We start from the raw sequence: 12,481 nt of genomic DNA, 5'->3' as shown, positions 1-12,481 counted from the left end.
AACTTCACTAAAAGTCAGACGCGCTGCGCCAGCGCCCAGGCCACATGTTCGGCCACCACGGGGTCGGGATGATCGGCCCGGCTCTGCAGCGCGGCTTTGAGTTCGGGCCTGCCGGTTTCGCGCCAGGCATTGCCCAAGGCCACGGCCACATTGCGCAGCCAGCGCACATGGCCAATGCGGCGGATGGGGCTGCCCTCGGTCACGCGCAAAAAAGTGGTTTCATCCCAGGCCAGGAAATGCACCAGTTGAGTGCCGGCCAGTCCGGCGCGGGCGTCGAAGTCCGGCAAGATGCTCGGATGGGCAAACTTGTTCCAGGGGCAGGCCAGCTGGCAGTCATCGCAGCCATAGATGCGGTTGGCCATCAAGGGCCGCAGTTCCTCGGGAATGCTGCCCGCATATTCGATGGTCAGATAGGAGATGCAGCGCCGCGCATCGACCTTGTGCGGCGCGATGATGGCGCCCGTGGGACAGGCGTCGATGCAGGACGAGCAGCTGCCGCAGTGCGCTGTGACGGGGACGGTGGGCTCTAGCGCAAAGTCCACATAGATTTCGCCCAGAAAGAACATCGATCCGGCCTCGCGGCTCAGCACCAGGGTGTGCTTGCCGCGCCAGCCCTGGCCGCTGCGGCTTGCCAGCTCGGCCTCCAGCACCGGGGCGGAGTCGGTAAAGGCACGGTGGCCGAACGGGCCTATTTCCTGTGCGATGCGCTCAGCCAGCTTCTGCAGGCGGTTGCGCAGCACCTTGTGATAGTCACGGCCTCTGGCGTAGATGGAGACAATGCCTTCTTCGGGACGCTTGAGCCGATCCCATTCCACGGCCTGCCAGCCGTCCCCGGTCTCGCGCGGCAGATAATCCATGCGCGCGGTAATCACGCTCACCGTGCCGGGAACTAATTCCGCTGGCCGGGCTCGTTTCAAACCATGGGCCTGCATGTAATGCATCTCGCCATGAAACCCTTGCGCCAACCATTGCAGCAAACCGGGTTCTGCCGAGGACAAATCCACGCCCGCCACGCCGATTTGGGAAAATCCCAGCTCGCGAGCCCAGGCTTGCATCAAAGGAACCAATTGACTGCTGCTCAACATACACCCCGAATTGTAGGAAGCGAGCCCGCATCGGCGCTTGCGCAGCGCCAGATACTCTGGCAAAGCGAACAAGATACCGAGCGCTTTGCCCGGCAACTGGCTGCCCTGCCCGAGCTGCGCAACGCCTATGTGACCCTGCATGGCGACCTGGGTGCGGGCAAGACCACGTTGGTGCGTCACTGGCTGCGCGCCCTGGGCGTGCAGGGCCGTATCAAGAGCCCTACCTATGCAGTGGTGGAGCCGCATGAGGCCGGCGATCTCTCGATCTGGCACTTTGACTTCTACCGCTTCGACGATCCGCGTGAATGGGAAGATGCAGGTTTTCGTGACATTTTTGCCAGTGCTGGACTCAAGCTGGCAGAATGGCCCGAAAAGGCTGCAGCGGTTACACCTGTTGCGGATATAGCTATCCATATCGAAGCAATTGACGATGTGCAGCGACAGGTGACGCTCAAGGCTGGCACCCCCGCAGGCTGCACCGTGCTTGAAGCATTGACGGCATGAGCAAAACAACTTTCTCCACGGCTTTTCCGGACCTGCCCCAACCTGGCCCTTCCCTGCCGGGTCTTTCCCGACCGGGTCTTTCCCGCCGCAATCTGCTGCAGGCAGGCGGCGTGGTTCTGCTGCTGGGCCGCCAGCATATTGCACAGGGCGCGAGCATCGTGGCCGTGCGCGTCTGGCCCGCACCCGACTACTCGCGCGTCACGCTGGAATCCGATATTCCGCTGACGGCCAAGCCGGTCTTCGTGCCCAGCCCGCCGCGGCTGGCCGTCGATATCGAGGGCCTGGATCTGAACCCGGCGCTCAAGGAACTGGTGGCAAAGGTCCGCTCCGACGACCCCAATATCGCCAGCATCCGCGTTGGCCAGTTTGCGCCCGGCGTGGTGCGTCTGGTGATCGACCTCAAGCAGGAAGCCCGGCCCCAGGTCTTCACGCTGGCCCCGATTGCTCCCTACAAGCACCGGCTGGTGCTGGACCTCTACCCCGCCAAGGCCGTGGACCCGCTGGAAGCCCTGATCAGCGAGCGCCTGCGCGATGCCGGCAGCACGGCCGCCGCCCCGGCACCGCACAACCCCGCCATCACGACACCGCCCCCTGTAGCGATTGCGACAGCCCCTCCGGCCGACCCCCTAGGTGATCTGATTGCCCAGCGCAACCAGCGGCCCAGCGCGCCAGCACCGGCTCCCGCGGTAATTGCACAGGCTCCGGCACCGGCTCCCGTGCCGCCGCCGCCTGCTCCCGCGCCACGCCCGGCACCGGCGCCAAGGCCTGCACCCAATATTGCCACCTCGCAAAGCACGGACCGCATCATCATCGTGGCGCTGGACCCCGGCCATGGCGGCGAAGACCCCGGCGCCACCGGTCCCAGCGGCCTGCGTGAAAAAGACGTGGTGCTCAAGGTCGCCCATCTGCTGCGCGAGCGCATCAACAACTCGCGTATAGGCGGCAGCCCCATGCGCGCCTTCATGACGCGCGACGCCGACTTCTTCGTGCCCCTGGCCACACGCGTGGAAAAAGCCCGCCGCGTCCAGGCCGATCTGTTCATCAGCATCCATGCCGATGCCTTCACCACCCCGGCAGCGCGCGGTGCCAGCGTGTTTGCGCTCAGCGAACGCGGGGCATCGAGCACGGCCGCCCGCTGGCTGGCCAACAAGGAAAATCAGGCCGACCTCGTGGGCGGCCTGAACGTGGGCGGACTGCAGGATCAGCATGTGCAGCGCATGCTGCTGGACATGAGCACCACCGCTCAGATCAAGGACAGCCTCAAGCTGGGCACTTCGCTGCTGGGCGAAATCGGCAGCATGGCCAAGCTGCACAAGGCCCGCGTGGAGCAGGCCGGCTTTGCCGTGCTGAAGGCGCCCGACATTCCCAGCGTGCTGGTGGAAACGGCCTTCATCAGCAACCCCGAGGAGGAAGCCAAGCTGGCCTCTGCCGCCTACCGCGAGCAACTGGCCGATGCGCTGATGACGGGCATACGCAAGTACTTCGCCCACAACCCGCCCCTGGCGCGCAGCCGATCGGTTTAAGTGCGCGCTTACACAAAACCACCATGCTGGCTGTCAGCCGACAAGCCGGCTCGATGACAGTCGCCAAGCCTGAATGACACAGGCTTGGCCCTCTCTCCTACCTGAAAGCCAGGGCAGAAGGTTCAAGATCAAGGCGTGTTCTTATGAAAGCTGGCCTCTAGGGCAAGCTGTACAGGAGAGACCTCATGAAACTGCGAACTCTTGCCATCACCGTGTCTGCTGCCTTCACGCTGGCCATGGCAGGCTGCTCCACCTCGCCCACCAATGCCCAGATCGGCACCGGTGTCGGCGCCGTCGCTGGCGGCGTGGTCGGTGATGCACTGTTTGGTTCCACTTTGGGCACCGTAGGCGGTGCCGCGGCAGGCGCGCTGATCGGCAACGAGGTAGGCAAGCGCAAATAAACGCCTCGATCCGATCTGAATGCCCAAAAAAGAAGCCCCGGCTTGCCGGGGCTTTTTCATGGGTCAGCGCTTTTCCGGTCGGGGCAAAGCACTGTCAAGAGTGCAGATCAGGCGGTCCTGGCTTTTTCGGTCTTGCCGGCGCGCCAGGCACCGAAGATGGCGATCAGACCGGGCACCAGGATCAGACCCCAGATGATTTTTTCAAGATTGTTCTTCACCCACTCCATATTGCCGAAGAAGTAGCCTGCGGCGCTGATGCCCACCACCCAGAGCACGGCCCCCACAACATTGAACAGGCTGAACTTGGCGCGGCTCATATGAGCCACACCGGCCACGAAAGGTGCAAAGGTGCGAATGAAAGGCATGAAGCGCGCAAGAATGATGGTCACGCCGCCATAGCGCTCATAGAAGTTGTGGGCCTGGTCAAAAGCCTTGCGGTTGAACCATCGCGAGTCCTCCCACTGAAACACCTTGGGGCCCAGGTAGCGGCCTATCGTGTAATTGCTTTGGTCACCCAGGATGGCTGCTGCCAGCAGCACCACCACCGCCAACGGGTAGCTCATGTAGCCGGCACCGCACAGCGCGCCGACGATGAACATCAGCGAGTCACCGGGCAGGAAAGGCATGACCACCACACCGGTTTCGACAAACACGATGATGAACAACAGGGCATACACCCAGGGCCCATAGGCCACGACAAAGGCTTCCAGATGCTTGTCGATATGCAGGATGAAGTCGATCAGAAACTGAATGATTTCCAAAACACGGTCCTCAAAAATGGATTGGCATACCGGCGTATGCCGGCCAGTAATGTACTGCGCCCCCAAAGCCCGCAGACGCTCCACCCTTTGCTGTAGTGCCATGTTTTTGAGAGCAAACTCACAGCTGCTTGCAGACTGCAACAAGGCCGGCCTTTTAATGCTGGTTTGTTACAAGTTTTGATAAAACTAAACGTCAACAATACGTCAGCTTGCCATTTCTGCTGGCACAGTAGAGATGTGTCGCCGCAAGCCGTGCATTGCAAATCACGACATCGGCCCCCTGGCCAACAAAGTCCGGCATCTCCAGCCTCCCGCATGTGCAGGAGTGGGCACAGAGACCAGACCGCTTTCCATAACTAGCACGACGAGAGGAATACGAACATGAAGACATTCACAATGCGCTATGGCAAGGCCCTGACTCTGGCAGCCGCACTGACCGGCGCCCTGGCACTGGGCGGCTGCGCCCATGGCCCCAGCCGTCAGCAAGTCGGTATCGGCGCAGGTGCCGTGGCCGGCGGTGCAGTGGGCAACGTGCTGTTTGGCGGCCCCGTGGGCACCATCGGCGGTGCTGCCGCCGGTGCTCTGATCGGTAACGAACTGACCAAGGGCGGCCACCGCCACCGCCACTAAGCCCTGCGCCCACGGACTGAACAAAGAGCTGCCAGAAATATTCCGGCGGCTCTTTGTGTTTTCGCCCTTCAAAAAACTCACTTCCCGGCCGGTTTGTACAGCCGCCTAGAATGGTTGCCGTGAACGCAACCAGCCTCGAACTCTCCCCCTCCCCTACCGAAACCGCCGACCAGGCTGCCCCCGTGCGCCGGCCGATTCGCGACCTGCCCGACGAGCTGATCAGCCAGATCGCTGCCGGCGAGGTGGTCGAGCGCCCCGCCTCCGTGGTGCGCGAACTGGTGGACAACGCTCTGGACTCGGGCGCAGCCCAGATCACCGTGCGCCTGCTGGCCGGCGGTGTGCGCCTGATCGCGGTGGAAGACGACGGCTGCGGCATCCCGCGCGACGAGCTGCCCGTGGCCCTGCGCCGCCATGCCACCAGCAAGATCAGCGATCTGCACGATCTGGAAACCGTGGCCACCATGGGCTTTCGCGGCGAGGCACTGGCCGCCATCGCCTCGGTATCGGAAACCTCCATCTTCTCGCGCCCTGCAGGTCAGGACTCGGCCTATCTGCTGGATGCACGCAGCGGCGAGCTGCGCCCCGCCGCACGCAACCAGGGCACGACCGTAGAGGTCAAGGAGCTGTTCTTCTCCACGCCCGCGCGCCGCAAATTCCTCAAGACCGATGCCACCGAACTCGCGCATTGCATAGAGTCCGTGCGTCGCCATGCGCTGGCACGCCCCGATGTGGGCTTTGCCATCTGGCATGAAGGCAAGCTGGTCGAGCAATGGCGCGCTGCCGGCAGCACGCCCGACGAAGCCTTGTCGCGCCGCCTGGCCGATGTGCTGAACGATAAGTTTGTCGACAACTCGGTCGCCGTCGATCACTGGGCCGGCCCCGTCCACGTCACGGGCCGCGCCGGCATCCCGGACGCGGCGCGCTCGCGTCCCGACCAGCAGTTCTGCTATGTCAACGGCCGCTTTGTGCGCGACAAGGTATTGACGCATGCGGCCCGCTCTGCATATGAGGACGTGCTGCATGGCAACAAGCAGCCGGTCTACGCGCTCTATATAGAGATCGACCCCGCGCGCGTGGATGTGAACGTGCATCCCACCAAGATCGAGGTGCGCTTTCGAGACAGCCGCGAAGTCCACCAGGCGGTGCGCCACGCGATCGAGAACGCGCTGGCCACGCCGCGCGCCGCGGCCGTGGTCGAGGCGGCTGCCCAGGAAGCCGCCCGCCAGCCCGGACTGATCGACGACAGCACTGCCACGCCTGTCCCGACCAAGCCCGCCGCAGCCCCGGCCTGGCCGCAAACCCGCATGAGCTTTGGCGAGCCCGCCATCGGCAATCCCGTGCGCGATCTGGCCAAGCTCTGGGAGCCCATGCGTGAAGCCACTGCGGAAGCCGCACCCGCGCCTCAGATGACGACTGCGGCACAAGCCCCAGCGAACGCCACGCCCGCGACGCCTGAATCGCCCACCGGCGCGACCACGATCACCAACACCACGGCCATGCCAAGCCCCGTGCCTCAGCCCGAGGACGAAGGCATCAGGCTGCGCCCTTCGGGCCAGTCCAGCTACTTTCAGCGAAAAGCGCCTGCACCCCAGATGCAGGAAACACCAGCCGCTACGGAGATCGTTGCCAATGCTGCAGCTGCAGCCCCGGTCGAACCTGCTGCTGCCACGCACACTGCCGAACATGCCGCAGCGCCAGCAGCTCAACCACCCGTAACGGCTGCGGCAGAGAACACCCCCGTCTGGCCGCTGGGCCGGGCCGTGGCCCAGCTGCATGGCGTCTATATCCTGGCCGAGAACAGCCAGGGCATGGTCATCGTGGACATGCATGCCGCCCATGAGCGCATCGTCTACGAGCAGCTCAAGAATGCCGTGAATACGGAAAATGGCGACCAGCAGATTCCCAGCCAGCCGCTGCTGATTCCCGCCACCTTTGCCGCCACGCCCGAGGAAGTCGCCACGGCCGAGGCCCATGCCGAAACCCTGCTGACCCTGGGCATGGAGGTCTCGCCCTTCTCGCCCAAGACCCTGGCCGTGCGCGCCGTGCCGGCCACGCTGGCCCAGGGCGATGCCGTGGAGCTGGCGCGCAGCGTGCTGGCCGAACTGGCCCAGCATGACGCCAGCACCGTGGTGCAGCGCGCGCGCAACGAGATTCTGGCCACCATGGCCTGCCACGGCGCGGTGCGCGCCAACCGCAAGCTCACGCTGGACGAGATGAATGCGCTGCTGCGCCAGATGGAGGTGACCGAGCGCTCCGACCAGTGCAATCACGGCCGCCCCACCTGGCGTCAACTGAGCATGAAGGAGCTGGATGCGCTGTTTCTGCGCGGGCGCTGATGGCAGCTCGGCAATGGCCGCCAAATAACCGCTACATTGCCGGTATCGACCAAAACAGCGGGCCGGAAGATCTGTCCCCCGCCTGCCATCCGCCGTCATGAACCCCAGCTCCTCCACCCCGGAACCCGCCGAAGCCCACTCCTTCATCGCCCGCGTGCGTGCGGCCCTGCCGCAGCTGCCGCCCTCGGAGCGGCGGCTGGCGGAATTCCTGCTGGACTTTCCCGGCAATCTGTCGAGCTATGCGGCGGCCGAGATGGCCAAGCTCACGGGGGTATCGAATGCCACGGTCACTCGCTTCATACAGCGGCTGGGCTACGAAGGCTACGAGGATGCGCGCCGCCATGCTCGCGCCCAGGGCGACAACGGCTCGCCGCTGTTTCTGGCTGCCGCATCGGCCCAGGGCAAGCCCACTGCGGATGTGATTGCCACCCATCTGCGCCAGGCCTCTGAGAATCTGGCTGTCACCATAGGACAGATCTCGGCACAGCAACTGGAGGACATCGCCCTGGCCCTGATCGGCGCGCGCCAGCTGTTCTTTGTCGGCTATCGCCAGAACCGCAACTTTGCCGCCTATCTGCGCTGGCAGCTGCTGCAGGCACTGGAGATGCCCAGCCAGGTCATCCCCGGCGCCGGCGAGACCCTGGGCGAATATGCGGCTCAGATAGGCGAAAACGATGTCGTGGTGATCTTTGCCCTGCGCCGCAGTGTGCGCGTGGTCAGCGAGTTCGCGCGCCAGGCCAGGCTGCTGGGCGCCCGCCTGATCTGCATCACCGACCATGCCAGCCCGGCCCCCGAGGCGGACTGGCTGCTGCGCGTGCAGACCTCGGCCCCGGGACCGCTGGACAATCACACGGCGCTTTTCATGCTCTGCCACCTGATTGCCACGGCCACCTTGCAGCAAAGCGGGCAGCCGGGGCGCAGACATATGGCGGCCATCGAGACCAGCCACGATGCGCTGGACGAGATGCTATGAAATCAAAAGCTTGCTGCACCTGCTATTCATAGATTTCAGATATTTTTCCATCTGAAATCCATGAATGATTGGCGGTAGAAGCTCTTGAATCAATAGCGATCAGCTAGCGATGGCGAGCGACATGCCGGCCAGCGCCGCCTGCATCGCGGCCACCACGGGCGACAGCACCGGCACCTGAAAGCGCGGCGCCAGCCACAACGCGGCTTCGGACAACGGGCCGCCGCCGATCACCACGGCCTGTGCGCCATCGCTTTGCACGCATTGGGCCACGGCATCGCCCAGGCGCTCGCACTGCAAGGCCGGATCTGCAGCCAGCACCAACGGCTCGCCCTGGGCAATGCGCGTGCCGCAGAACCAGGGCGCCAGGCCCAGCGCCGCGACCGAGGCGGCAATCGAAGCCTCCAGCCCCGGCGTGGTGGTCGCAATGCCAAAGCGGCGCGGGCGCCCCTGCTCATCTCTAGCGGCCTGCAGCATCGCTGCCTCGCCAATGCCGAAGGCGGCAACTCCGGCCGGCAAGGCCGCTCTCAACAACTCCAGCCCCGGATTGCCAAACGCGGCCACAATGATGGCCCGCCCAGCCTGGTTGTCATCGCCCTGGGCAAAGCCCAGGCCCAGCCGCAGCACCTCCTGCTCGGCGATCTTCAGTCCCGCCTCGTCGGTAATCATGGCCGCTCCCCGCTCAGCCGTCGCACCGTGCAGCAGCACGCCGGGCGGCAGACAGGCCCGCGCCTGTCTGAGCATCAGCGCCGTGGTCTGCTGCGAGGTATTGGGATTGATCAGCAGAATATGCATGCCAGCCTTCATGCCGTGCGCTCCCGAGCGCTTGCAGGTACGCCTGCAGCCGCTGCAGACTCCTCCTGTGAATGGGATTCACCGCCCGCGCCTTCCTCGATGGAGCGGCCAAAGGTCTCGGGGGCAAACTGCACGGCAATCGCAAAGATGAAATACATGGCCGCGATCATGCCGAACATTCCGGAGACGCCGTGCAGGTCGAACATCTTGCCCGCCAGCACCTGGGACATGGCGCCGCCAATCGTGCCCAGCGCCAGCAGGAAGGAGGTTCCCAGCGCACGAATGCGCGTGGGGTAGAGTTCGGGCGCAAAAATCCAGATGGAGGTGTTGAGCGTCAGCACGCAGAACTGGAACAGCGCACCGCAGACCAGGATCATGGCCACGCTGTCGGTGAAGTTGCCGAATGCCAGGCCCGCAAGGCAGGCGGCAATCGCCCCTACCGTCAGCACCCGCTTGCGCGGAAAGTAGTAGCCCATGGTCGATGCCGCGATTGCCCCAAGCAGGCTGCCCATCTGCATGACGATGGTGAAGCTGAAGCTCTTGGTGATGGAATAGCCCTGGGCGACCAGAATCGTCGGCATCAGCGTGAGCACCGAGAGCTGCGCGCCAAACGTCATCCACGAAGCCAGGCCCACGGCAATCGTGCGCCGCGCATAGCCGCCCCTGAAGATGTCGGTGAAGGAGCTGCGCTGCACGGTCTGAGCGGCAGCCGTCTGCTCTTGTGCGCTGCCTGGGGTGATGAACTCGCGCAGTTCGTACTGCGCATTGGCCAGCTTGCCGGCCGCCAGCATGCTCAGCACCTGATTGGCTTCCTCGACCCGTCCCTTGGAGAGCAGAAAGCGCGGCGTCTCCGGCACGAAGCGGCGGTAGAACACGATGAAGATGGCCGGCATGACCAGGCAGCCGAACAGCCAGCGCCAGGAATCATCGCCCGGGAACAGCGTGAACACGCCCAGGGCAAATGCCGGCGCCAGCATATTGCCCAGACCGCCGCCGCCTACATTGATGAGACCGACTGCCGTGCCGCGAAAGCGGGCCGAGCAGAACTCCGCCAGCATGGTCACGGCCGTGGTGATTTCTCCGCCCAGACCAAAGCCCACGATGGCACGCGCCACGGCCAGGAAAGCGTAGTCGGGTGCCAGTGCGCAGCCGACGGCACCCAGCGTGAACAGCGCCAGGTTCACATTGAGCATGAAGCGCCGCCCCATGCGATCGGCCAGGTAGCCCGACAGCAAACGCCCCATGGCGGCGGCAAAAAAGGTGATGGTGTTGAGAAAGGCAATGTCCGTCGCGTCCAGCCCCCATTGCTGGCGCAGCAGGGGGCCGACCAGGCCGACCGCGTTCTGTTCGAACACATCGAAGAGCACGCCGCAGACCACCAGAAAGATGATGCTTTTGTGCGAGCGCGTCACACCGATCTGGTTGAGCGCATTTTCCAGTTGCTGCATCTGCGCCGCACTGGCCTTGCCTGACGCCGAGGGCGTCACGGGGATCTCAGCTGCCATATCCACCTCCTCTTGGTTGAGGGCTGGCCTGGCGCAGGGCCGGCAAGCCGATTGAAATAAATTTTTCCTTATTAAAAAATATGAAATTTAAATTTCAAATCCAGATTTACCCAGGCCCTGAGGCCAGCTGCGCAGTCTCCCAGCTCAGGCGTGCGGCCTGGTTCATGAAAATCAGTTTTCACGATTGCAGATTTCGTGCCTGAAATCACATGCACCACTCTGGTGCTAGCACAGATAAGACAGGGCGAGCGCATGAAGCCGGCCGTCACGAAACGAAAACACTTGTGCGACAGGCAGCAAAAATGTTTTTACGACACCGGGATGAAAAATCCTTTACTTCAACTGCACCATCCAAGTGCCTGAAAACTAAGAATATATACGGCAGCAATGTTCCAAATTTGGGCATTGGCGCACCAGAATTGCGCTCCCATGCACCGAATCCATGCATGACGGCATAACTTTTTGGCATAATTTTGGTTTCGCGAGTTTCAGCGCATTCCTCTGTCCCTGTCAGAAAGTTCTCTATGAAGTACGAGTCCGTAGGCCAATTCCTGGAAGAAGTGGCACAACGCAACCCCGGTCAGCCCGAATTCCTGCAAGCCGTCACCGAAGTGATGGAAAGCCTGTGGCCCTTCATCGAGAAGAATCCCAAGTACGCCGAGCACGCCCTGCTGGAGCGCCTGGTCGAGCCCGAGCGCATCATCCAGTTCCGCGTGAGCTGGACTGACGACAAGGGCCAGGTGCAGGTGAACCGCGGCTTCCGCATCCAGCACAGCATGGCCATCGGCCCCTTCAAGGGCGGTCTGCGCTTCCACCCCTCGGTCAACCAGTCCGTGCTGAAGTTCCTGGCTTTCGAGCAGACCTTCAAGAACGCTCTGACGACTCTGCCCATGGGCGGCGGCAAGGGCGGCTCCGACTTCGACCCCAAGGGCAAGAGCCCTGCCGAAGTCATGCGCTTCTGCCAGGCTTTCGTGTCCGAGCTGTTCCGCCACGTGGGTCCCGACACCGATGTGCCGGCAGGCGACATCGGCGTGGGCGGCCGTGAAGTGGGCTACATGGCCGGCATGTACAAGAAGCTGTCGAACACTGCAGCTTCCGTGTTCACGGGCAAGGGCCTGTCCTTCGGCGGCTCGCTGATCCGCCCCGAAGCCACCGGCTACGGCACCGTCTACTTCGCCCGTGAAATGCTGGCCACTCGCGGCCAGTCCTTTGAAGGCAAGACCGTGTCCGTGTCCGGTTCGGGCAACGTGGCTCAGTACGCCGTGGAAAAGGCCATGGAGCTGGGCGCCAAGGTCGTGACCGTGTCCGACTCCTCGGGCACCGTGTACGACGCTGCAGGTTTCACCACCGAAAAGCTGGCCATCCTGATGGACGTGAAGAACCACAAGTACGGCCGCGTCAGCGACTACGCCAAGCTGGTTTCCGGCGTGGAATTCCTGGCCGGCAAGAGCCCCTGGTCCATCAAGGTGGACGTGGCCCTGCCTTGCGCCACTCAGAATGAACTGAACGAAGCCGATGCCAAGACCCTGATCGCCAACGGCGTGCTGTGCGTGGCTGAAGGCGCCAACATGCCCTCCACCAACGAAGCCGCCCGCGCCTTCGAAGCTGCCGGCGTGCTGTACGCACCCGGCAAGGCATCCAACGCCGGTGGCGTGGCCACTTCGGGTCTGGAAATGTCGCAAAACTCGGCCCGCCTGTCCTGGCCCGCAGAAGAAGTGGACGCCCGTCTGCTGCAAATCATGCAAAGCATCCACGCTGCTTGCGTGAAGCACGGCAAGCGCGAAGATGGCACCATCAGCTACATCGACGGCGCCAACATCGCCGGCTTTGTGAAGGTGGCCGACGCCATGCTGGCACAAGGCGTGATCTGAGCGTCAGGTGCTCGTCACTCGCAAGAAAGGCCCTTCGGGGCCTTTTTTCATGCCCTCGGCCAGGCAGTGAAACGATGGCTTGAATGCCTTGCGTGCACAG

At 63.4% G+C, this 12,481-nt stretch carries 11 protein-coding genes; 7 read left to right on the top strand and 4 right to left on the bottom strand.

Annotated features, from left to right (window positions below):
• Positions 1-14 precede the first annotated feature (14 nt).
• On the bottom strand, positions 15-1,055 hold the full coding sequence (gene queG / locus AAIL66_RS01770; protein WP_343495860.1) for a tRNA epoxyqueuosine(34) reductase QueG: 1,041 nt from the start codon (positions 1,053-1,055) through the stop codon (positions 15-17).
• A gap of 12 nt (positions 1,056-1,067) precedes the next feature.
• Here queG and tsaE point away from each other — a divergent pair, with 12 nt between their 5' ends.
• The 3 genes from tsaE to AAIL66_RS01755 all read left to right on the top strand — a co-directional run bounded on the left by tsaE (position 1,068) and on the right by AAIL66_RS01755 (position 3,513).
• On the top strand, positions 1,068-1,589 hold the full coding sequence (gene tsaE, locus AAIL66_RS01765) for a tRNA (adenosine(37)-N6)-threonylcarbamoyltransferase complex ATPase subunit type 1 TsaE (protein WP_343495859.1): 522 nt from the start codon (positions 1,068-1,070) through the stop codon (positions 1,587-1,589).
• Positions 1,586-3,112: an N-acetylmuramoyl-L-alanine amidase gene (locus AAIL66_RS01760; RefSeq protein ID WP_193751147.1), complete on the top strand. Its 1,527-nt coding sequence runs from the start codon at positions 1,586-1,588 to the stop codon at positions 3,110-3,112. The genes tsaE and AAIL66_RS01760 overlap by 4 nt, the downstream gene beginning before the upstream one ends.
• Before the next feature lie 185 nt (positions 3,113-3,297).
• Positions 3,298-3,513 (top strand): glycine zipper 2TM domain-containing protein, encoded by a 216-nt coding sequence (locus AAIL66_RS01755; RefSeq protein ID WP_003064466.1) that lies wholly within the window; start codon positions 3,298-3,300, stop codon positions 3,511-3,513.
• Between the two features lie 107 nt (positions 3,514-3,620).
• Here the strand turns inward: AAIL66_RS01755 and AAIL66_RS01750 are convergent, their stop codons facing one another.
• Positions 3,621-4,274: a DedA family protein gene (locus AAIL66_RS01750; protein ID WP_343495858.1), complete on the bottom strand. Its 654-nt coding sequence runs from the start codon at positions 4,272-4,274 to the stop codon at positions 3,621-3,623.
• A 381-nt stretch (positions 4,275-4,655) separates the two neighbouring features.
• Here AAIL66_RS01750 and AAIL66_RS01745 point away from each other — a divergent pair, with 381 nt between their 5' ends.
• From AAIL66_RS01745 to AAIL66_RS01735, 3 genes are all read left to right on the top strand, one after another.
• Positions 4,656-4,904, top strand: a complete 249-nt coding sequence (locus tag AAIL66_RS01745; protein WP_059439953.1) for a hypothetical protein — start codon at positions 4,656-4,658, stop codon at positions 4,902-4,904.
• 110 nt (positions 4,905-5,014) lie between these two features.
• A complete protein-coding gene (gene mutL, locus AAIL66_RS01740; RefSeq protein ID WP_343495857.1) occupies positions 5,015-7,240 on the top strand; it encodes a DNA mismatch repair endonuclease MutL in 2,226 nt (741 codons plus the stop codon).
• Between the two features lie 97 nt (positions 7,241-7,337).
• Positions 7,338-8,213, top strand: coding sequence for a MurR/RpiR family transcriptional regulator (locus tag AAIL66_RS01735; protein WP_034378795.1), 876 nt, complete (start codon positions 7,338-7,340; stop codon positions 8,211-8,213).
• 99 nt (positions 8,214-8,312) lie between these two features.
• On the opposite strand, the gene AAIL66_RS01730 is transcribed toward AAIL66_RS01735, so the two are convergent.
• Both AAIL66_RS01730 and AAIL66_RS01725 read right to left on the bottom strand, forming a co-directional pair.
• Complete coding sequence (locus tag AAIL66_RS01730; protein ID WP_034389410.1) at positions 8,313-9,017, bottom strand: aspartate/glutamate racemase family protein; 705 nt, start codon at positions 9,015-9,017, stop codon at positions 8,313-8,315.
• Positions 9,014-10,510, bottom strand: a complete 1,497-nt coding sequence (locus tag AAIL66_RS01725; RefSeq protein ID WP_034389409.1) for an MFS transporter — start codon at positions 10,508-10,510, stop codon at positions 9,014-9,016. The genes AAIL66_RS01730 and AAIL66_RS01725 overlap by 4 nt, the downstream gene beginning before the upstream one ends.
• 524 nt (positions 10,511-11,034) lie before the next feature.
• On the opposite strand from AAIL66_RS01725, the gene gdhA reads away from it, so the two are divergent.
• On the top strand, positions 11,035-12,381 hold the full coding sequence (gdhA, locus tag AAIL66_RS01720) for an NADP-specific glutamate dehydrogenase (RefSeq protein WP_003064453.1): 1,347 nt from the start codon (positions 11,035-11,037) through the stop codon (positions 12,379-12,381).
• Positions 12,382-12,481: the final 100 nt, after the last annotated feature.

The organism is Comamonas sp. F1-6, from assembly GCF_039581415.1.
GTDB classification, from domain to species: Bacteria; Pseudomonadota; Gammaproteobacteria; order Burkholderiales; family Burkholderiaceae_C; genus Comamonas; species Comamonas thiooxydans.
The sequence above is the reverse complement of the archived record's forward strand: the minus strand, read 5'-3'. Positions and strand labels throughout refer to the sequence as shown.